Here is a 21,973-nt window from a genome sequence, read left to right as displayed (position 1 = left end):
CTGGGGGCGTGAGCGTCTTCCAGCGCACAACCCGTCATGCGCGGGGCCGAGCAGCCGGATCGAACCGGGTATCCGGCCTGATGCGGGGCTGGCCGGCCGCCCTGCTGGCGTTGACCCTGCTGCAGGCAGTGGCACTCCAACCCGCGGAGGCCTTCGCCGAGGCACACGCCCCGTCACCCGTCGTGTCGGCACAGGCTCCCCGGGTTCCGCAGCAGCGTTCGGACGACGCCGGCGGGCAGGGGCACCAGGTCGGTGTGAACGAGACCTCGCGTCACGCCGACGGCGGTGTGGCGGCCGGGCACACCCCAGCGCCGGGTGAGGCCCCCGAGAGGACGGACCGTCAGGACGGCGGCCAGCCGCACGCACCTGCTGCCCCAGCACCGGTGAAGGGCGAGCAGACGACGCCCCCCCGTTCTGCCCAGGCCCCAAGCGAACAACCCGGACGGCTCGCCGAAGAGCCAAGGAGAGGCCGCCACGGGGCAGGTGGCGCCGACCAAGGACGCGCCGGCCGCTTGGGTCGGTCCGTCCGATCCCGCCGGCGGAGCCGCCGAGGTCACCGGGGCCAGGACCTCCACCACCTCGGTCTTCCAGAACCCCGACGGCACCAAGACGATGCGCGTCTACAGCCAGCCCGTCCACTTCCAGAAGCCCGACGGCACCTGGGAGAACATCGACACCGGCCTGTCCCGCCGCCGTGACGGCAGGTGGGCCGAAGCCGCCAACGACCAGGCACTCAGCTTCTCGCCGAGTGCCGACGGCACCGCACTGATCGACTGGACCCTGGACGCCGGACACCGGATCTCCTACACGCTCCAGGGCGCCAAGCCGGTCGCGGCCACGGCCGCGGCGAACACCCTCACCTACCCCGGGGCACTCGCGGACTCCGACGTCGTCTACAACACGCTCGCGCAGGGCATCAAGGAGTCGCTGGTCCTGCACAGCGCCTCCGCCCCGACGAGCTGGGTGTTCCCGCTGAACACCACGGGCCTGTCGGCCTCCCTGGACGGCTCCGGCAACGTCCGCTTCACCGACGAGGCCGGCAAGGTCAGGATGACCATCCCGCACGGGTTCATGGAGGACTCGGCGCTCGACCCGCACTCCGGCGAGGGGATCACCTCCAACGCCGTCACCTACAAGCTGACCACCGTGAACGGCAAGTCGGCCCTGCAAATGGACCTCGACACGGCCTGGTTGAAGGACCCCAAGCGGGTCTTCCCGGTCAAGGTGGACCCCACCGGCCAGATCAACGGCACCCGCTCCACCTACATCGTGTCCAACAGCGCCACCAACCACGCGAGCGAAGCCAGCCTCAAGACCGGCAGCTACAACGGGGGAGCGTCCTACGACGCCAGCTACCTCGTCTTCGACTCCCTCGGCGCGAACCTGGGCAACATGTACGTCGAGAAGGCCGAGCTGGACCTGAACGCCATCTGGAGCGGCGGCTGCCAGTCACGCGACGTCGCCGTGCACGCCATCACCTCGGCCTGGGACCCGGGCAGCGTCAACGACTTCTCCCAGGTGCCGTACGACCCCGCGGTGATCGCCTCCGCCAACTTCCAGGCACCCAACAGCACCTACTGCCCCGGCTCGCCCGTCACCGTGCCGTTCAACCTCGGAGGTGACCCGACCACCGCCGGCGTCCAGCTCATCAACAACTGGACCCACGGCGGCGGCAACTACGGCTTCGCCCTGACGGCGGACAACAGCGACATCCAGTCCTGGAAGCAGTTCGACAGCGTCAACACCCAGCACCCGCCGTTCCTGAAGCTCACGTACGTCGACTGGGCCGCCGACTACTCCATCCCGCAGAACTACATCCCGCCGACGGCGCTCACCGCAGGCTCGCAGCAGGTCACCATGACCAACCTCGCCGCGAACTGGTGGAACTCCAACAGCATGCGGGTCAAGCCGAGGTTCTTCGACGCGAGCTGGCACGAGTTCTGGCCGGGAGCGGGCACCACCACGGGCGTTCCGGGGCTGGTCAAGACGGGCGACACCGTGACCTTCACCGCCACCATCCCGCCGATGGCGCCGGGGACCAGCTACCAGCTGTGCTGGGACGGCGTGGTGAACGGGACGTACTCGCTCAGGGACGACTTCGGCATCCAGTACCACACCTGCACGTGGGTCGCGGCCAAGAACGTCCAGCCGCAGATCGACACGATGGTGCCGCTGTCCAACTCCGTGGTCAGCACACTCTCCCCGCAGCTCTACGCAGGCGGCCACGACCCGGACAACTACCCCGGCACGGGGGTCGACTACAACTTCCGCGTCTACACCAACCCGTCCTCGGGCGACCCCCAGCTGCTCGCCGAGTCGGGCTGGCAACCGAGCCAGACGTGGGCCGTTCCGCCGGGCAAGCTCGCCTGGAACAGCGGCTACCAGTGGACCGTCATGGCCGGCGACCACATCGACGCAAGTCCGTGGTCGGGGTACTCGACCTTCTCCACCCAGCTGCAGCAGCCCGTCATCACCTCCCACCTGGGCGGGGCCGCCGGTGACGGCGCAGGGCACGACTTCGACGCCCACGTGGGCAACTACACCACCGCCGCGACGGACGCGAGCGTGAAGACGGTCGGACCGGCCCTGACCGTGACCCGCTCGTACAACTCCCTCGACCCGCGTACCTCCACGCTGTTCGGGGCAGGCTGGACCTCGGCCTTCGACATGCAGGTGCAGCCGGACGCCGACGGCACCGGGTCCATCGTCCTGACCACCGCCAGCGGACGCACCGGACGCTTCGGACTCGGCAACGGCAACGTCTACACCCCGCCGCCGGGCGAGTTCGCCTCCCTCACCAAGGTCGACGCCGGGTTCGACCTGACGGCCAAGGACGGTGTGGTCTACCAGTTCCACATATCCAGCGGCAGTGCCTACGCGCTGTCCCGGGTCACCGACGCGGCCGGGCACATCCAGGACCTCACCTACGCCAACGGCAGGCTCACCACGGTCAAGGACACCGCTTCGGGCCGGTCGCTGCACTTCGAATGGACCACGGACAACCGGCACGTCGCCAAGGTCTACACCGACCCCACGACCGGGACGGACTGGAACACCGCCCAGACCTGGACGTACACATATGACGGCGGCAATCCGGACCAGCTGAACAGCGTCTGCACCCCACCGGCCGGAACCAACACGGCCAGGCCCTGCACCGGTTACACCTACACCCCGGGCTCCCACCTGCGCTCGGCCGTCCTGGACGCCGGCCCCGTCTCGTACTGGCGCCTCGGTGAGGCCTCCGGTGCCACCGCGGCCAGCGAGGTGATCGAGAACCAGGGCAACGACAACGCGACCTACTCCGCCAAGGGCGTGACCCTCGGCACCCCCGGGCCGGCGGCCTCCGCGACAGCGGCGACCTTCGACGGAAGCTCCGGCTACGTGACGCTTCCGCAGACGGCGCTGGCCAGCTCGTCCTACACCTCGGTCGGGCTCTGGTTCAAGACCACCGGCTCGGGCGTGCTGTTCAGCTACCAGACGGAGAACTTCCCCGGCAGCGGAACGACGGCGGGCGACTACACGCCCGCGCTCTACGTCGGCCAGTCGGGCAAGCTCCACGGCAAGTTCTGGGCCGGCTCCTCCAACCCCATGCAGTCGTCGAAGGCGGTCAACGACGGGCAGTGGCACTTCGCGCTGCTGTCCGCCGCAGGCGTGACCCAGACGCTGTACCTCGACGGCCAGGCCCAGGACACGCTGGCCGGACCCGTCCTCGCCCCCGGGCAGCGCGCCGGAGCCATCGGCGGCGGCTTCACCAGCGCCTGGTGGCAGGACAGCCCGTTCACCGACTTCACCGGCCGGGCCAGCTACTTCACCGGCAGCATCAGCGACGTCGCCTTCTACAACCGGACCCTCGGAGCCCCGACCGTCCAGGCCCTGTGGCGGGCCGGTAGCCAGCCCTCGACCGAGCTGTCCGGCCTGAAGCTCCCCTCCGGCAAGACCCAGCCCGCGGCCGGCTACGACACCGTCAAGGACCGCGCCTCCCAGATCACCGACTCGAACGGCGGCACCTGGAAGCTCAGCAACCCGACCGTGTCCGGCTCCTCCCAGGAGTACCGCGGCCAGGTCATGGGCTCCCAGCCCGCCGGATACTGGCGGCTGTCGGAGAGCCAGGGGATCCAGGCCTCCAACCAGGTCTACAGCCCCCGGCCCACGCCCAACAACGGAACCTACTCCGACGTCACACTCGGCGCCGCCGGACCGATGACGGGCTCCACCGGATCCGCCTCCTTCAACGGCAGCACCTCCTGGGCCGAACTGCCCGCCTCCTACGCACCCCAGTCCGGCCCGGGAACGCTCGGGGTCTGGTTCAAGACCGGCAGCGCCGGCGTCCTGCTCAGCTACCAGTCCTTCCCCGTCAACGCCCCCCACACCCAGGCGGGCCTGCACTGGAACCCGGCCCTGTACGTCGGTACGGACGGCAAGCTCCACGCCCAGCTCTGGACCGGCGACGCCTCCCACACGATGGCCAGCGCCGCCACGGTAAACGACAACAAGTGGCACTTCGCCGTACTGTCCGCCGACAGCCCCACGTCCCAACAGCTCTACGTGGACGGCGCGCAGAGCGCCGGCCCGCTGACCGGCGCCATCACCCCCAACGGCGTCGAGCACGTCTTCGTCGGCGCGGGCGCCGTCTCCCTCGGCTGGCCCGCCGCCCCCGGCGACGACTCCGGCCACTTCAACGGCCAGATCGCCGACGTCATGGCGTTCCCCCGCGGCCTGGACAGCGCGACGGTCACCAGCCTCTACCAGCAGGCCACCACCAGCGGCGCCGCCCAGTACGACGCGGCCGTCGTCGACGCCCACCCCACCGGCTACTGGCGGATGGGCGACACCACCGGCAACCAGGCCACCGAACTGATCTCCTCCGCGGCACTGGCGCAGAACCACGGCAGCTACCACAACACCACCTGCTGCCAGAGCGGCCCCTGGGCCTCCGGCGCTTCCACCGCCACCGGCTTCAACGGCACCACCTCCTACGTCCAGCTGCCCCCCAACACCGCGCCTAAGCCCTACAGCGGCACGGCCGTCGAGCTCTGGTTCAAGACCACCGCCCCCGGCGTCCTCTACAGCCACCAGTCCTTCCCGATCGACGGGAAGCCCAACGGCTCCACCGACCGCTGGAACCCCGCGCTCTACATCGGCTCGGACAAGAAGCTCTACGGCGCCCTGTGGACCGGCTCGGCCACCAACGCCCTGGTCTCCACCACCACCGTCGCCGACGGGAACTGGCACCACGTCGCCCTGACCGGCGACGGCCACGGACAGACCCTCTACCTCGACGGCGCGCCCAACGCCACCAGTACCACGGCGCTGCCCATCACCTACAACGGCTCCGCCTACGACTTCCTCGGCGCCGGCTGGACCGGAGGCGGCTGGCCCAACCCGCCCTCGCCCTCCGACCAGGTCGGCCACTTCAACGGCGCCATCGCCGACTTCTCGATCTACAGCTACCCGCTCGTCGCCGGCGCCGTCGCCGACCACTACCGGGCCGCCACCGCCACCGGAACCCCCGGCGGCCTCGACGCCGCCGGCGCCTACCGCGCCGCCGTCGTCCAGGCCGGACCGATCCAGTACTGGCGCCTCAACGACCCCTCCGGCTCCTGGTACGCGGCCGCCGAACTCGGCACCGCCATGCCCGACCTGACCGCCGGCACCTACAGCAACGTCACCCTGAACGCCGACGGCCCGACCAACGACCACGGCAACCAGCGCGCGGCGGTCTTCAACGGCACCACCTCGCAGATCCAGCTTCCTTCCGACGCGGCTCCCACCCACGGCCCCGCCAGCATGGAGCTCTGGTTCAACACCACCAGCGGCGGCCCGCTCTACGGCTACCAGGACTTCCCCGTCGGCTCCCCGCTCGGGAACACCTGGAACCCGGCGTTGTACGTCGGTTCGGACGGCCGTGTCCACGGTGAGTTCTGGATGGGCCAAGGCGCTGTCATGACCTCCGACCGGACCGTCAACGACGGCAAGTGGCACCAGGTGGTCCTCGCCGCCGACGACAGCGGCCAGACCATCTACATCGACGGCCGGCCCAGCGCCTCCGACACCACCGGGCGCAAGATCACCTTCAACGGCACCCCGTACGTCTACCTCGGCGCCGGCACCACCACCGGATGGAACTGGCCCGGCGGCGGCGCCGACCACTTCACCGGCAGCATCGCAGAGGCCTCCTACTACACCAGCCGCCTCGACGCCGCCACGGTCGCCGCCCACTTCCAGGCCATGGGCGACGGCGGCACCGCCACGCCCGTCACCGCAGCCAACGTCACCGACCCCACCGGCAACACCCTCGCGTACCGTTACGACACCCGCTCGGCCAAGCTCATCTCCCGCAGCGACGCCTGGGGCCACACCACCCGCTACTCCTACGACACCAACGGCTTCCTCCACACCGTCACCGACGCCGACGGACACACCGTCACCACCGGACACGACAACCGGGGCAACGAGGTCTCCCGCACCACCTGCCAGGACACCACCCACTGCCACACCGGCTACGCCCACTACTACCTCGACGCCACCCCAGACCACCTCGGCGCCGTCAACGACACGGTGACCGACCGCAGCGACGCCCGCTCCAGCGGGGCCGGCGACGCCACCTACCGCACGCAGTACAGCTACGACCCGGCTGGCGAGCTGCTGTCCACCACCGTGCCCGCCACTGCGGACTTCCCGCAGGGACGCACCTCCTACGTCGCCCGCACCAGCGGCAGCGAGGCCGCCGTCGGCAGCGACGGAAACCCGACCAGCGGAACCCAGCCCGCCGGGCTGGTCACCTCCCAGTCCCCGTACGTCGACCACGCCGCCTACCCCAACCAGGCGGCGGTGCCCGCGAGCCTGAGCACCGTCAACTCGTACAACGCGGCCGGTGACCTCACCAAGAGCGTCAGCCCGCTGGGGCTGGTCACCACCTACACCTACGACAACCTCGGCCACCTCACCTCCAGCACCGAGGCCTGCACCAACTGCGGCCAGGGACAGACCCCCACCAAGGTCACCACCTCCTACACCTGGGACGGCCAGGGCAACCCGCTCACCCGCACGGACCCGGCCACGACGGACGCCGTCACCGGCACCGTCCACACCCCCCGGACCACGACCGCCTACGACACCGACGGCAACCCCCTCACCCGGACCGTCGCCGACCTCACCGGCGGCGACGCCCCACGCACCACGACCTGGGCCTACTCCGGCACCACCAGCCAGCTCACGAAGGTCACCGACCCGGCCGGCCGCTCGACCAGCTACACCTACGACAAGTACGGCAACAAGGTCTCCAGCACCGACGCCGCCGGCACCACCTACAGCTTCGACTACGCCCCGATGGGCTGGCTGCAGCAGGTCGCCGTCACCAACTACACCGGAAACCCCGCCGCCCCGGTCAGCGCCCGCTGGCAGATCCTCGAGTCCCGGGCCTACGACCCCGCCGGCCGACTGGCCAAGGTGACGGACGCGATGGGCCGCTCCACGCACACCTACTACAACGACGACAACACCGTCGCCGAGGTCGACGCCGACGGGTTCCACAACTTCGACCCGGTCGCCAAGGCCTTCGACGGCACCCTGCGCAACGTCGTCCTGCAGCAGAACACCTACGACGCGGCAGGCAACCTGACCCAGCGCGTCACCGGCGGCGGCAAGACCACCGTCGCCAACACCTGGGACGCCGCGGGCCGCGCCACCAGCACCACGGTCGACCCCGGCGGGCTCAACCGCACCAGCAGCAACGCCTACGACGCGGCCGGCCGCGTGCTGCGCTCCACCATCACCGACGGGACCCAGACGCGGGAGACCGACTTCACCTACGACGTCGCCGGGGACGTCACCGCGCAGACCGCCAAGAACCCGCCGCAGGACTCCACCACGACCTTCAGCTACGACCAGCGCGGCCTGCCGCTCACCCGGACCAGCCCCAACGGCAACGTCAGCGGCGCCAACCCCGCCTCGTTCACCGTCAGCTACCTCAACGACGAGGCCGGCCGACAGGTCGTCACCACCGAACCACCGGTGCCCACCACCACCCTCAACACGGCGACCGGGCAGCCCCTCACGCTGACCGTCGCCCCCGAGACCCGCACCGGCTACAACACCTTCGGCGAGACCGCCGAGGCCAAGGACCCGACCGGCGCCATCACCACCACCACCCACACCTTCGACGCCACCGGCGAACACCTCGCCGTCGCCGGCAACACCTACACCGCCCCCGACGGCAGTGGCACCTTCACCCCCGTCACCCGCACCGACTTCGACACCATGGGTCGGCCCCAGGTCCTCACCGACGCCAAGGGCAACACGGCTACCAACGTCTACGACCAGCTGGGCAACCTCGTCGAGAAGGACCTGCCGAGCGTCGGCGGGGTGACCCCGAAGTGGCTGTACAGCTACGACCTCGACGGTGAGAGCCAGTCGGTCACCGACCCGACGGGTGTCGTCGTGCTGTCGACGTACGACGACCTCGGCCGCCCCGTCACGTTCAGCAGGCAGGTCCGCCAGACCTCCCACGGCACCAGCGGCGGCACGCCCGCCGTCTACACCGGCAGCTTCGGATTCGACGACGCCGGCAACCGGACCAACGTGATCACCCCCAACCGGGAGGCCACCCTCAACTCCTATGACGCGGCGGGGGAGCGGGTCACTACCACCGACCCGCTGGGCAACACCAGTACCACCTCGTACGACCTCATCGGCGCCCCCGTACGCACCACGGCGCCCGCCGACTCACCCGGCCGGAGCGGGCGGGCGACCGCCACGACCTACGACCAGGCCGGCCGACCGCTGAGCATCGCCAACCTCGACGAGAGTGGGGCGGTGATCTCGACGAGCCGCATCCAGTACGACGCCGACGGGAACGCCCTGGCAACCACTGACGCGGACGGCAATACACACCGCACCGAGTACAACGGGGTCGGCCAGGCGGTCCGCCAGATCCAGCCGGTGGACGCCAACCACAACATCACCACCGCGCTCGGCTACGACGCTGCGGGTCACCGCACCGTCTACACCGACGGCAACGGGCAGAGCACCTACTTCACCTACAACGCCCTCGGACTGGCCGAGTCCACCGTCGAACCGGCGACCTCCGCCTACCCGAACCCCGTCGACCGCACCTACACCACGGCATACGATCCGAACCTGCAGCCGATCACCGTCCTCAAGCCGGGCGGCGTGAAGATCCAGAACATCTACGACCCCGCAGGACGGATCACCGCTCAGAGCGGCAGCGGAGGCGAGGCGCCGACACCCACTCGCAGCGTCGGCTACGACCTCGCCGGGCGGATCACCTCCGTCTCCACGCCGAACGGCCCGCAGACCTTCAGCTACGAGGACCGCGGACGGCTGTGGACCAGCTCCGGTCCGCAGGGCCAGGCGAGCTTCACCTACGACGCGGACGGCCTCCTGACCTCCCGCACCAACGCGGCGGGAACCGCCGGCTTCAGCTACGACCCGGCCGGACGCCTGAAGTCGTTCGCCGACCCGCTCACCGCAAGCACGGTCGGCTACACCTACTACCCGTCTGGGACCCTGCAGTCCGTCAACTACGGCAACACGAGCCGGTCGTTCACCTACGACGGGAAGCAGAACCTCACCAGCGACACCCTCAGCACGTCCGGCGTCACCAAGGCGTCCGTGGCGTACGGCTACTACTCATCGGGCCGTCTGAAGACCCAGAACACGACCGGGCTCACCGGTACGCCGAACGCCAGCTACACCTACGACCAAGCCGGGCGGCTGTCCACCTGGAACAAGGGGGAAAGCACCGCCTCCTACAGCTACGACGACAACGGCAACCTCACCAAGTCGGGTGCCACGAGCGCGACCTACAACCAGCGCAATCAGCTGCTCACTGCCGGGGCCAACACCTACACGTTCACCCCGCGGGGCACCAGGTCATCCGTCAGCAACGGCGGCACGACCACCACCGCTGGCTACGACGCGTTCGACGAACTCGTGACCCAGGGAAGCCAGACCTACTCCTACGACGCCCTCGGCCGACTGGCCTCCACGGCCGGCCGCACGTTCGGATACGACGACGCGAGCAATCACCTCGTCACGGACGGCACGGAGACGTACAGCCGGGCGCCCGGCGGCGACGTCGTTTCCGTCAGCACCGGCGGCGCCGCCAACTTCGCCTACAGCAACCGTCACGGCGACCTGGTCGGTACGTTCACCGCGAACGGCACCGCCATGGCGGGCTCCGGAGCCTACGACCCGTGGGGCAAGCCGGACGGCACGGCGACGACCGGCAGCAAGCTCGGGTACCAGGGCGGCTGGACCGACCCTGCAAGCGGTCAGGTCAGCACTGCCAGCCGCTGGTACGACCCCACCACCGCGGAGTTCACCAGCCGCGACTCCGCCCAACTCGCCACCGGCACCTCATCGGCTGCCAACCTCTACGCCTACGCCAACGGCGACCCGATGAACGCGGCCGACCCCAGCGGACACCGCGCCTGCGCTCCGTTCCCGGTAACAACCCCGTGGGGAGGTGGTGGTGGCGGCGGAGACGACCAGGACCGCACACCTCCCGCCGAGTCCACACCTCCGCCTGCCGATGTGCCGATAGCGCTTCCTGACCGGGCACAGAAAGACTTCGGGCTGGCGACCAGTCAGGAGTACGACCTCCAGCAGATGCTGGAACAGCAGCGCATCAACAACGCGATGCATCCGTTCGGCTACTCCGGCGGGTCGCTCGATGTGCCGTCATGGGGGTTGTACGGCACACCACTCGGTGCCGGAGCCATCCCGGAGATCTTCGGGGGCTTCTCGCTCGGAGACTTCACCCTCGGCGGCATTGTTGCGGCCAGCCCGTTCTCCCGGAGCAGCTGCGACACCCCCACCGGCCGTCACCACCGGCCGCACGGTGACGGGTCGACGAGCAAGAGCACCCCGCAGGTCGACCCCCACAACCTCGACCCCGTCCAGTGCACGCACTGTTCGACCACGGCGCCCTCCGGCACACCGCTCAACGGCCCTGAGCTCGGGCTGACTCAGCAGGGCATTGCCGCGCAGCTTGCCCCTGATCCATCTACGCTGCAGTCAATAGCCAATGCCGAGGATTCAATACGGCAAGGATCGACTCAGACCTTCGATTTCTTTGGTACCAGCAATAAAGACCTTCTGGGATGCCCCCTGGGAGGGCTGGTCGGATATGAACCGAGAGACGCGGCAAATGGAAAGCGGGCGACTGGAGTCGAGGCCTGCCTGACTGAGGAAAGCATCAAGGATGGAAGTGCCGCGAAGCAGAAGGGTGTTCCTGGATATAAATGGGCGCAGCAGTTCGCTACCAAGGATCTCGAAGTGGACTCGGCACAATACTCTGTGAATGCTTGCCATCTTCTAGGGGATCAGCTGGGCGGGAGGGGGGTCCTTGCGAACTTGGCAACCTGTGGCCGTTCGACGAATGCATCCAGGCAGGACAAGACCGATCCTGGCCGGAATGGCCCAATGACTGACTTTGAGAATCTTGTCAGAGACGAGGTTGAAGCTGGCCAGCAGGTTCTGTACCGCGTGCAGCCAAAGTACGAGGGAAATCGGACCGTTCCCTATGCTTTCCTGATGGAGGCTTTGAGTTCCACGGGGCACGTTCAGGTGAGCGTCGTTCCAAATGTCATATACAGCCCGAAATCGGGGGCATGGGTGAACATCGGCCTGAACTCATGCTCGTCGTGCGCCAGTCCGTTGCCTATACCGGGGGTCAGGTAGAGTGAGCATGCCAGAATCGACCGGAGTGGAAGACGAAATGCATCCAGCAGTGGAAGAGCTTGTCGGCCTGATGCCCCCGCACGACGGAAGTGGTGATGTTGTCGACTGGAGTTCGATCGAAGAATTGTTTGGCGTAGTCCTGCCAAGCGATTTTCGAGACTTCATCGCCGTTTACGGTGCAGGGGTGATCGACGACCAGCTGGAAATCGCTTCACCGACTGGAGAGGAGTCCGGTGGTGCAGACATGCTGGCCATGACGCCGCGCGTATCCAGTCTGCGATGGCTTGAGGAGAGTGGTTCTGGTTACCCGCTATGGCCGGAGTCGGGTTCCCTTATCTGCTGGGGCAGGCTGAAGAGCTATGGGGAGACGTACGGATTCCTGTACTGGCGGTCGGTCGGAACTGACGCGGACCGCTGGCCGGTGGTGCTTTGGAGGCGTGATCGTCAAGGATTCGTCGAGCATCCTGGTGGAATGGCAGAATTTCTGGTCCGGCTTCTGCGGGAATCATGCTCACTGCCCTTGGATCGGCGGGATCTCTTCGGGTTCCCTCATTCCAGGTTCATTAATTGGCGTGAAGAAGCGCGACTGAGCTCCGAAAATATTGACCCTTGGCAGTACCTGGAAGATCTGCACGAGGAACTGGATGATCTCGACAATGACATTGCAGTCGAGGTGGCTGGTCCGGGTGGAGAAAGCGTCGCATATAGGCGGGGCGAAGTCCCGATCGATGTGGCCGCGCAGGTGGCGCAGCTGAAGGATTACACGATGGTGGACGGCCGGGAAAGCCTATTTGCTGATGCTCGGCCGATGGAGTCGGTGGCTGACGTGCCCCAGATGGTCTTCCTCGGTGTTCTTCTCCGAGGTGGGGATCTCTGGATCAGAGGCTCGATCGCTTTGGGTCTTTCGGATTTCGAGCCGCTGCGACTTTCCGTGCCACTGTGCTTGTCTGTGCGAATTCTTGATTCGCGCGGAGAGGTGGCATCAAGCATGGATGCGGTGAACGTGAATTTCGATCCTTTGATTACATCAGGAAAAATCGAAATCACGAAGCATCGCCCGTTCGCCTTCTCGGTGAACGTGCCGGCTCCCGAGCTGCTCTGGGGGGAAGGCCGACCGATCGCGGATGCGGACGCTGGCCGGGGGGGTTTCTCGGTGGCCATGAGCCTTACTGACGAAGGCGTGGGCGCTTTTCGTGCGAGGGCTGGCGTTGCCGCGGCTGTGGGATCTGAGAACACCCTCATCGGGTCCTGGCCGCCTGGAACGTGACCGTTCCCACAGCGTCGAGGTGATGACGGGCGGCCCACGGCCTGACCCTCGTCTGGCCGTGGCGTCGAAAGCGCCAGAGCCCCGCCCCGCCGCCGGGCACCCCGGACGCTGCGGCAGGATGGCGCGGTGAGCTCCCACCCCCGGCGGCACCGCGCCGCGCCGCCGTCCCACGTGTACCGGATCACCAAGTACGACCCCGCCGACCGCGACGAGCGGGGCTGCTACACGGGGGCGGAGGAGGCGGTCAGCGACCACGGGCCGGTGGAGGCCGCCTACCTGGAGGCCGTGGCGGCCTTCGCCGAGGAGAGCGGCGTGCGGTGGCTGTCGGTCCGTGAGCCCCAGGCCCCGCCCGGCCTCACGCACTTCGGTGCGGAGCCGGCGGTCGAGGGCGGCGGCCTGGCGGGGCTGTTCCCGCCCGACCCGACCGGTTTCCGCCCCGGCTTCCACGACGGCGCCCGGGTGCCGGTCGCGGTCGGCCTGGAGCTGGTGCGGGCGATGCTCCGCGGCAGCGGCGCCTGGTGCCGCCTGGAGACCGAGCCCGATGCCGGAACCGACTCCGGGGACGGCCCCGAGCCCGCCTTCGCCGTGCACGTCGGCTGGGACCAGTACGTCTACGTCGGCAGCGACGCGCCCTGCCCGCAGGCGGTGGCGCGCACCCGCGCGCTGGGCCTGCACCCGGAGCCGATGGCCGCCTCCCCGTACGAGGCCGAGTTCGACGAGCCGGGGGAGCAGTGCCCGGCCGACGAGGAGTTCTGGGCCCGGGTGCGCCGGTACGTGACGGAGGGCCGGGCGGCGCTGCTGGAGGAGTCGCCCGCCGGCAACGCCACCCGCTGGCACCGGCTGGGCGACGGTACGGCGCCGAGGACGGCCGCGGAGGTGACGCGGGTGGCGGAGGCGGTCGACGCGGTGCGCGCCCGGCTGGCCCCGCGGGCTCAACTGGCCGTGTGGCCGGAGCTGTTCACCGACGTCGCCGCGGCCCTGGCCGCCCTGCCCGAGGACGGCCTGGTCGAGTTCGTCCGGGAGGGCCGTGACGGCCGGATCACCGGCACGGTCGCGGATGCGCAGGAGTTCCGGGAGCGGGCCGCCGAGCTGTCGGGGGCCCGGGCCGCCGCCGTCCTGTCGGTGTTCACCGGCGAGCGCGGCCCGCTGTTCACCGCGGTGCTGCCGGACGCCGACGGCGTCCTGCGGGCCAGGTGGCGCACCGAGCCGGCGCCGGGCGACCGGGACTGGGCCTTCCTGCGGACCCTGCGCCGGGGCCAGGCCGTGACCGGTACGGTCACCGAGATCGCGAGCTTCGGCGTCACCTTCGTCGACATCGGCGGCTTCACCGCGATGATCAACATCCCCGAACTGTCCTGGCGGCCCGTCGACCGCCCCGGCGACGTGGTCGCGGTCGGGCAGCGGATCACGGCGGAGGTCCTGGACGTCGACCCGGTCCGCGAACGGGTGTCGCTGTCCCTCAAAGGCCTGCAGCCGGACCCGATGCGCGAGTTCGTCCACCGGATCGGCCGGCTCTACGACGGGGTGGTCACCGCCTTCGCGCCGTTCGGCGTCTTCGTCCGCCTCGAGGACCGGCCGGACGGGCTGGTGGGCCTGGTCCACACCAGCGAACTCGCGCCGCCGCCCGCGGGCGGGCCCGGCGAGGCGGTCCGGATCGGCGACCTGATCACCGTCATGGTCATCGGCGTCGACCCCACCCGGCGCCGGATCACCCTGTCGCAGATCCAGGCACAGCAGGCCCTCGCCCAGGAGCAGGAGCAGGACCACGCCCAGGGGCAGGAGCCGCACCGGCCCGCCTGACGCCCGCCGCCCCGCCGCCCGCCGCACCTCCGCGCGCCGCCGGCACCCCGTCCGGCGGGCACGGCGCCGGGGGAGCGGGGTCGTCCTCCGAGAGCAGCGAGCCCCGCACCCGCTGGACGTAACGCTCGATCAGGTGGCACAGCACGCCGACCGTCGCGGCGACGTCCGGGGCCGGGACGCCGTCCAGGGCGTCGGTCAGGCTGGTGATGTTGGCCTGTTTCAGCCGGTCGAGCACGGCCCGCCCGTCGGCGGTGAGGGCGACCCGGCGGGCCCGCCGGTCCAGGGCGTCGGGGGTGCGCGCCACCAGGTGCTGGCCCTCCAGGCGGTCGATCTGCCGGGTGACGTGGGAGGGCTTGACCATCAGCCGCTCGGCCAGGTCGCCCACCCGGCTGGGCCCGTCCGCCTCGCAGAGGGCGCGCAGCAGGTAGACGTCCGAGCGGGCGGCGGTGATGCCGGCCTTGGCGGTGCGGCGCTCGTGCTCCTGGGAGCGGGTCAGCAGGTAGGCCAGCGAGGCCAGTACGGCCTCCAGGTCTGCGGTGGCGGTGTCCGTGGTGGCGGTCCGATCGTCTGCGGCGTCCGACATGGAGGAACTTTGACACCCGAACTCCCCGGCGTAAACGCCGGGGATTCCCTGCCACGCTCCGCGCGGCAACGCTGCGCGGGGGCATGACGGTCGGTTCCTGGTTCCTTCCCATTGCTGGGGGTTGCTCGCGTGCCTCTGATTACCGACCAGAGGTCTTCTGGCGATCCGCAGGCGTTTACCCAGCTCGGTTGCCCGGCTAGGGCCGACTGTCCGTCGGTGGATGGTTCTCGGCGGTGCTATGCGGCTGCCGCGAGGCGGCGCCCTTCGGTGTGTATGTTGCGGGCAGCGTTCCAGTCGCGGTCCTGCACTGTCTGGCAGTTGGGGCAGGTCCATGTGCGGATGCGCAGGGGCTTGGGGCCGTCGTGGTGGCCGCAGTCGGAGCACAGGCGCGAGGACGGGAAGGTGCGGTCGATCTGGATGAAGACGCGCCCGGTCTTGGCCGCCTTGTACTGGAGCATGCTGAGGAAGCCGGCCCATCCGGCGTCATTGACGCTCTTGGCGAGGCGTCCTTTCGCGAGTCCACGAATGTTCAGGGTCTCCGCGTAGATCGCTTGGTTGTCGCTGATCAGGCGGGTTGACCACTGGTGGTGGAAGTCGCGTCGGGCGTCGGCCACGGCGGCGTGAGCTTGGGCGACCTTGCGGCGCTGCTTGTCCCGGTTGTTGGAGCCCTTCTCCTTGCGTGCCAGGCGGCGCTGTTCCCTGGCGAGCTTCTTGGTGGCCTTGCGCAGGAAGCGCGGGTTCTCGATGTGGCTGCCGTCCGAGAGGACGGCGAAGCGGTTGAGACCGAGGTCGATGCCCGTCTCGCCTGTGGTGGGTTCCAGGAGGTCACCGGCGGGGTCGGTCTCGGTGACGAATGATACGAAGAACCGCCCCGTCGGGGTGCGGATCAGGGTGACGCTGGTGGGATCGGATGGCAGGTCGCGGGACCACTTGATCTCGATCTCGCCGATGCCGGGCAGGCGTAGACGACCACTGGGCATGATCTTGAAGCGGGCGTTGGCGGTGAACCGGATCGCGTCGCGGAGGTCCTTCTTCGACTTGAACGATGGCTGCTCCACCTTCGGACCTTTGCGGGTGCCCTTGCGTGAGGCGAGGTGGTTCGACCATGCCTGTCCGAGGTCCCGCACGGACTGTTGCAGCACCACCGCCGACACCTCACCGAGCCATGCCCGGTCCTGCTTCTTCTTGCCGTCGGTAACCACGAGCTTCGACAGCGCGGCGGCACTCGGGATCTTCTCCCCGCGCCCGTCGGCCTCCAGGCACAGCCGCAGGCCGTCGTTGAAGACCACGCGGGCGCACCCGAACGCGCGGGCAGCACGCTTGCGCTGACCCACGTTCAACTCGGCTTCGTACCGGTATCGAAGCTGCATAACGGTCACCGTATCATGTTGGTTTATGGGTGAATATCAGAACATCCGTACAGGCAGGCACTGCACTTTTGTCCTCCATGCGCACTTGGTTTTCGTGACGAAGTACCGTCACAAGGTATTCGCCGACCGGCACCTGACACGCATGGAAGAGATCATGCGCGCCGTCTGCCAGGACTTCGAGGTCGAGCTGGTCGAGTTCAACGGCGAGAACAATCACGTCCACCTGCTCGTGAACTTCCCGCCCAAGGTCGCCCTGTCCAAGCTGGTCAACTCCCTCAAGGGCGTCAGCTCACGCCGGATGCGCCAGGAGTACCCCGAACTCGTCCAGCACTACTGGCGTGCACAGCGCCTCTGGTCGGGCTCATACTTCGCCGGATCGGTCGGCGGTGCGCCGTTGTCGACAGTGCGCCAGTACATCGAGCAGCAGAACCGGCCCGTCTGACCCGGTGCGCATCCCGGCTGCGGCGCAGACCGGTCACCGGATTTCGGACAGATTCCGCGCTCACCCGATGGGCTCTTTCGCCGCCACGGACCGCGAGTTAGCGTGACAGCGAGTTAGTTGCTTTTGGCACGTAAATGCTCCGGGCCCGCACGCCCGCCGCACCTCCGCGTGCCCCCGCACGGCCGCACCCCCGCGCGCCCCGCACGGCGCTGCGGGCCGCACCGGACCGACCATCCGGCACAGCCAGCTCCGAGAGGGGAGCCCCCCATGGCCACCGCCGCACCCACCCCCCGCTTCACCCACCCCGCCGCCCGCGGCACCTGCCCGTTCGCCCCGCCGCCGGTCTACCAGCAGGCCCGGCAGGAGGAGCCGATCAGCCGCATCGCCCTCTGGGACGGTTCCCCCAGCTGGCTGCTCACCCGCCACCAGGACATCAAGGCGGTGCTCTCCGACCCCCGCTTCAGCTCGGACTCCACCCGCCCCGGCTTCCCCTTCGTCAGCGCCGGCGCCCGCTACCTGAACAACGGCCAGCCCACCTTCATCCGGATGGACGACCCCGAGCACGCCCGCCTGCGACGGATGCTCACCGGCGAATTCATGATCAAGAAGGTCGAGGCGCTGCGCCCCGAGGTCCAGCGCATCGCCGACGAGCTGCTGGACAAGATGACCGAGGGCCGCACCGAGGCCGACCTGGTCGGCGAGTTCGCCCTGCCGCTGCCCTCCCTGGTCATCTGCCTGCTGCTCGGAGTCCCCTACCAGGACCACGAGTTCTTCCAGGAGTGCAGCCGCGTCCTGCTGCGCCGCGACTCCGCGGTCGAGGACGTCATCGCCGCCCAGGCCCGCCTCACCGACTACCTGGAGGAACTCACCGAGACCAAGCGCACCGACCCCGACGACGGCATCCTCAGCCGTCTGGTGGAGCGCGGCGAGCTGAACACCAAGGAGATCGGCGCGATGGGCCGGCTGCTGCTGGTCGCCGGGCACGAGACCACCGCCAACATGACCGCGCTCTCCGTCCTCGCCCTGCTGCAGAACCCCGCCCAGCTCGACCACCTGCGCCGCCACCCCGAGGCCGTCCCCGGCGCCGTCGAGGAACTGCTGCGCTACCTGACCATCGTGCACTCCGGCCTGACCAGGGTCGCCACCGAGGACGTCGACCTCGGCGGGGTGCGGATCCGGGCCGGCGAGGGCGTCGTCTGCATGATCAGCGCCGCCAACCGGGACCCGGGGGAGTTCCCCGACGCCGACGAACTCGACCTGACCCGCGACGCCCGCCGCCACCTCGCTTTCGGCTTCGGCGTCCACCAGTGCCTGGGCCAGCCCCTGGCCCGGCTGGAACTGCAGATCGCCCTCGACACCGTCCTGCGCCGCCTGCCCGGGCTGCGCCTGGCCGCCCCCTTCGAGGACGTCCGCTTCCGCGGCGAGATGCTCATCTACGGCGTCCACGAACTGCCCATCGCCTGGTAGCCCGGCCCGGCCCCATTCCTATTCCAACCCCCACCCCCGAAGGGAAACCCATGCTCGTCCGGATCGACCAGGACAAGTGCTGCGGCGCCGGCCACTGCGTGCTCGCCGCCCCCGAGGTCTTCGACCAGCGCGACGAGGACGGCATCGTCGTCCTGCTCGACGCCCGCCCCCCGGCCGACCTCCACCAGGCCGTCCAGGACGCCGCCGCGGTCTGCCCGGCCGCGGCGATCACCCTGGAAACCGTGTGACCGCACCGCGCGAGGTCGCCGTCGTCGGAGCCGGCGCCGCCGGACTGCACGCCGCCGAGGCGCTGCGCCGGGCCGGCTACGACGGCCGCCTCACCCTCGTCGGGGCCGAGCCCGAGCCCCCGTACGACCGGCCGCCGCTGTCCAAGCAACTGCTCGACGGCCGACTGGCACCGGAGAAGCTGGCCCTGCGCGAGCCCGCCGCGCTGGAGGAGCTGCGGCTCGACCTGCGCCTGGGCGTTGCGGCCGAACGCCTGGACCGCGGCGCCCGCACGGTCCACCTGGCCGACGGAGGCCGGGTGCGCTGCGACGCCCTCGTGGTGGCCACCGGCGTCCGCCCGCGCCGGCTGCCCGGCGCCGAGGCACCGCCGCCCGGCGCCCACGTGCTGCGCACCCTGGCCGACGCCCTCGCGCTGCGCGAGGAACTGCGGCCGGGCGTACGGCTGTTGGTGGTCGGCGGCGGACTGCTCGGCGCCGAGGCGGCGGCCACCGCGGTCGGGCTCGGCGCCGAGGTGACCTGGCTGGTTTCGGCCGCCGCGCCGCTGGCCGCCGTCCTGGGCGCCGAGACGGCCGCGCTGCTGACCGGCCTGCACCGCGAGCACGGGGTGCGGATCCACCGGGGCGCGGCCGCCGCCGTGCTCCACCGGCGCGGCCGGGCCGCCGGCGTGCGGCTCGCCGACGGCGGCGAACTGGCCGCCGACGCCGTGCTGATGGCGATCGGATCCGTGCCGGCCACCGAGTGGCTGGCCGGCAGCGGGGTGCCCCTGGAGGCGGACGGCGGAGTGGCCTGCGACGCCCGACTCGCCGCCGGCCCCGGCGTCTGGGCGGCCGGTGACGCCGCCTCCTGGCCCGACCCGCGCACCGGCCGGCGCCGGCGCCTGGAGCAGCGCACCAACGCCACCGACCAGGCCCTGCTCGCCGCCCGCAACCTGCTGGCCGGCCCGGACGGCGCCCGCCAGGCCTACGCGCCGGTCCCGTACCTGTGGACCGACCAGTACGGCCTGCGGGTGCAGGCCTTCGGCAGCCCCGGCGGCGCCGACCGCTTCGAACTGGTCGACGGCAGCCTCGCCGAGCACCGCTTCGCCGCCGCCTGCCTGCGGGAGGGCCGGGTCACCGGCGCGGTGGGCATCGCCGCCGCCCGGGCCCTGCGCGGACTGCGCGCCCAGGTCGCGGCCCACGGCCCCTGGCCGCCCGCCGCCACCGGCCCGGAGCCCGCCCGGGTCGGCTGAGCGGGAGCCCGCGCCGCTCGGCTGAGCAGGTCAGCAGAGCAGTGGGTCAGCGGCCCGGTACGCCCTCCCCGTCCGGGAGGGCGTACTGGGCCACCCCCTCGCCCAGCGACCAGTCCACCGACGCGTTCTCGGTCAGGACGACGAACACGTTGCGCGGCTCGGTGCCCGCGTAGGCGTGGGCGAGCTCGGCGATCCTGCGGTACAGCGCCCGCTTCCGCTCCTCGCTGCGCCCGGCGCGCAGCGTGATCGCCACGTAGACGATGCCCTCGTCCCGCCGCACCCCGAGGTAACCGCCGTACCGCAGCGTGCCGTTGACGCCGTCGTGGTCGGTGAGCACCTGGAAGTGGTCGTCGGGCGGGATCCCGATCGTCTCCACCAGTGCCTCGTGCACGGCGCGCCCCAGGGCGTCGAGCCGCTCCGGTCCGGCCCCCAGCGCGTCGATGCGGACGAACGGCATGCCGACTCCCTTCCCTCGTCTCCGGTCCCACTCCACTGTACGTACCAGTAGGTACAGCCATCAGCGGCCGGCCCGCAAGGGGCAGCGGCCCGCCGACCCGGCGGCCCGAGGGGCAAATCGCTACATTGGGGACATTTGGCAGCAGCGCCAGGCACCGTGCGCCCACGCAGAGAAGGCCGACCGCCTTCGGAAAGGGTCCCCATGCACCCCGCCCTCAGCCCCGCCGTCCTCGCCGAACTGCGCCGCCCCCGGCCCTACCCGGCGGTGTCCATCCTGATGCCCACCCACCGCCGCGAACCGGACAACGCCCAGGACCCGGTACGGCTGCGCAACCTGGTGGCCGAGGCGAAGGAGCGGCTCCAGGCCGACCCCGAGGTCTCCCGGGCCGACCGGATCGACGTCACCGGCCGGCTCGACAAGGCCCTTGCCGAGGTGGACCTGGTGCACGCCGAGGACGGCCTGGCGATCCTCGCCGCGCCCGGCGAGCACCGGATCTGGTCCTTCGCCCGCACCGCCCCCGCCCGGGTGGTCCTGTCCGACACCTTCCTCACCCGCAACCTCGTCTCCGCCCAGGCCGCCGAGCGCCCCTACTGGGTGCTCGCCGTCGCCGCCGACCGGGCCGTGCTGTGGGGCGGGAACCCGGAGCGGGTCACCGAGGACCGCGCCCACGGCTTCCCGCTGACCCGCGCCCTCCTCGACAACCCCGACCCGGAGCGCCGCGAGCGCATCGGCGACACCCCCAGCACCTTCCGCGACGAGGAGACCAAGACCTTCCTGCGCCAGGCCGACACCGCGATCGGCAGGGTCCTGGCCGCCGACCCCCGCCCGCTGTACGTCGTCGGCGACGCGCCCGCCCTGGCCCTGCTGGACGCGGCCGGCCCGATCGCCAAGGAGGCCACCGCCCAGATCCCGCACGGCGGCCTCGCCCAGGCCGACGTCGAGACCGTCCGCAAGGTGGTCGGGCCCGCCGTGCGCGCCCACGCCGAGCAGGAGACCGCCGACGCCCTCGCCCGGCTCGACAAGGCCCGCGGCCGCTCCTCGTACGCCGCCGGTCTCGACGAGGTCTGGCAGGCGGTGGGGGAGGGGCGCATCGCCTTCCTGGTGGTCGAGGAGAACCACCGCGCCACCGTCCGCGACGCCGGCGAGCACCTCGTCCCCGCCGAGGCCGGCGAGGCCGGGGCCCGCGAGGACGTCGTCGACGAGGTCATCGAGCGCGCCCTCGACACCGGCGCCCGGGTCGCCTTCGTCCCCGACGGCACCCTCGCCGACGCCCGCGGCATCGCCGCCGACCTGCGCTACTGACCCCCGCCCGCCGCGCCCGGGCGCCGCCTCACCCCCCGGGCGCGGCGGGCGCCCACAACGCGTCGCAGCCGGACAACACCGTGCGCAAGGGCCCGGTCAGGTGCA

At 70.4% G+C, this 21,973-nt stretch carries 11 protein-coding genes; 8 read left to right on the top strand and 3 right to left on the bottom strand.

The features are described 5' to 3' along the window. Nucleotides 1–483 precede the first annotated feature (483 nt). From ACFVXG_RS24380 to ACFVXG_RS24370, 3 genes are all read left to right on the top strand, one after another. Nucleotides 484–11,706, top strand: a complete 11,223-nt coding sequence (locus tag ACFVXG_RS24380) for a LamG-like jellyroll fold domain-containing protein (RefSeq protein ID WP_387930516.1) — start codon at nucleotides 484–486, stop codon at nucleotides 11,704–11,706. Nucleotides 11,707–11,731: 25 nt separating this feature from the next. Beyond that, nucleotides 11,732–12,973 (top strand): hypothetical protein, encoded by a 1,242-nt coding sequence (locus ACFVXG_RS24375; RefSeq protein WP_387930515.1) that lies wholly within the window; start codon nucleotides 11,732–11,734, stop codon nucleotides 12,971–12,973. 126 nt (nucleotides 12,974–13,099) lie between these two features. After that, nucleotides 13,100–14,773, top strand: coding sequence for a S1 RNA-binding domain-containing protein (locus tag ACFVXG_RS24370; protein WP_387930514.1), 1,674 nt, complete (start codon nucleotides 13,100–13,102; stop codon nucleotides 14,771–14,773). Here ACFVXG_RS24370 and ACFVXG_RS24365 read toward each other — a convergent pair. Continuing rightward, entirely contained in the window at nucleotides 14,682–15,356 is a 675-nt protein-coding gene (locus ACFVXG_RS24365) for a MarR family winged helix-turn-helix transcriptional regulator (RefSeq protein ID WP_387930513.1), read from the bottom strand. The two genes, ACFVXG_RS24370 and ACFVXG_RS24365, sit on opposite strands and share 92 nt — an antisense overlap. 236 nt (nucleotides 15,357–15,592) lie before the next feature. Further along, complete coding sequence (locus ACFVXG_RS24360) at nucleotides 15,593–16,726, bottom strand: RNA-guided endonuclease InsQ/TnpB family protein (protein ID WP_387930681.1); 1,134 nt, start codon at nucleotides 16,724–16,726, stop codon at nucleotides 15,593–15,595. 25 nt (nucleotides 16,727–16,751) lie between these two features. Between ACFVXG_RS24360 and tnpA the strand changes: the two genes are divergently transcribed. The 4 genes from tnpA (at nucleotide 16,752) to ACFVXG_RS24340 (ending at nucleotide 20,109) form a co-directional block, all read left to right on the top strand. Next, complete coding sequence (gene tnpA / locus ACFVXG_RS24355; RefSeq protein WP_387930512.1) at nucleotides 16,752–17,168, top strand: IS200/IS605 family transposase; 417 nt, start codon at nucleotides 16,752–16,754, stop codon at nucleotides 17,166–17,168. A gap of 267 nt (nucleotides 17,169–17,435) precedes the next feature. Continuing rightward, nucleotides 17,436–18,635, top strand: coding sequence for a cytochrome P450 (locus ACFVXG_RS24350; protein WP_387930511.1), 1,200 nt, complete (start codon nucleotides 17,436–17,438; stop codon nucleotides 18,633–18,635). Nucleotides 18,636–18,685: 50 nt separating this feature from the next. Continuing rightward, a complete protein-coding gene (locus ACFVXG_RS24345) occupies nucleotides 18,686–18,883 on the top strand; it encodes a ferredoxin (RefSeq protein ID WP_387930510.1) in 198 nt (65 codons plus the stop codon). After that, nucleotides 18,880–20,109 carry an NAD(P)/FAD-dependent oxidoreductase gene (locus tag ACFVXG_RS24340; RefSeq protein ID WP_387930509.1) on the top strand — a complete coding sequence of 410 codons (1,230 nt, stop codon included), beginning with the start codon at nucleotides 18,880–18,882 and terminating at the stop codon, nucleotides 20,107–20,109. Before ACFVXG_RS24345 ends, ACFVXG_RS24340 begins: the two co-directional genes overlap by 4 nt. A 46-nt stretch (nucleotides 20,110–20,155) precedes the next feature. Here ACFVXG_RS24340 and ACFVXG_RS24335 read toward each other — a convergent pair whose 3' ends face one another. After that, nucleotides 20,156–20,566, bottom strand: coding sequence for a tautomerase family protein (locus ACFVXG_RS24335; protein WP_387930508.1), 411 nt, complete (start codon nucleotides 20,564–20,566; stop codon nucleotides 20,156–20,158). Nucleotides 20,567–20,767: 201 nt separating this feature from the next. On the opposite strand from ACFVXG_RS24335, the gene ACFVXG_RS24330 reads away from it, so the two are divergent. Continuing rightward, the gene (locus tag ACFVXG_RS24330) at nucleotides 20,768–21,868 is read left to right on the top strand and encodes a chemotaxis protein (protein ID WP_387930507.1); all 1,101 of its coding nucleotides are present in this window, start codon (nucleotides 20,768–20,770) and stop codon (nucleotides 21,866–21,868) included. Nucleotides 21,869–21,973 lie beyond the last annotated feature (105 nt).

The sequence above is a fragment of the Kitasatospora sp. NPDC058162 genome, assembly GCF_042884005.1.
Taxonomy (GTDB): domain Bacteria; phylum Actinomycetota; class Actinomycetes; order Streptomycetales; family Streptomycetaceae; genus Kitasatospora.
The sequence above is the reverse complement of the archived record's forward strand: the minus strand, read 5'-3'. Positions and strand labels throughout refer to the sequence as shown.

Bases quoted from the DNA above. Each gene is read 5' to 3' on its own strand.
- ACFVXG_RS24360 (WP_387930681.1), bottom strand. From the start codon at position 16,726: ATGCAGCTTCGATACCGGTACGAAGCCGAGTTGAACGTGGGTCAGCGC.
- ACFVXG_RS24335 (WP_387930508.1), bottom strand. From the start codon at position 20,566: ATGCCGTTCGTCCGCATCGACGCGCTGGGGGCCGGACCGGAGCGGCTC.
- ACFVXG_RS24350 (WP_387930511.1), top strand. From the start codon at position 17,436: ATGGCCACCGCCGCACCCACCCCCCGCTTCACCCACCCCGCCGCCCGC.
- ACFVXG_RS24345 (WP_387930510.1), top strand. From the start codon at position 18,686: ATGCTCGTCCGGATCGACCAGGACAAGTGCTGCGGCGCCGGCCACTGC.
- ACFVXG_RS24365 (WP_387930513.1), bottom strand. From the start codon at position 15,356: ATGTCGGACGCCGCAGACGATCGGACCGCCACCACGGACACCGCCACC.
- ACFVXG_RS24330 (WP_387930507.1), top strand. From the start codon at position 20,768: ATGCACCCCGCCCTCAGCCCCGCCGTCCTCGCCGAACTGCGCCGCCCC.
- tnpA (WP_387930512.1), top strand. From the start codon at position 16,752: ATGGGTGAATATCAGAACATCCGTACAGGCAGGCACTGCACTTTTGTC.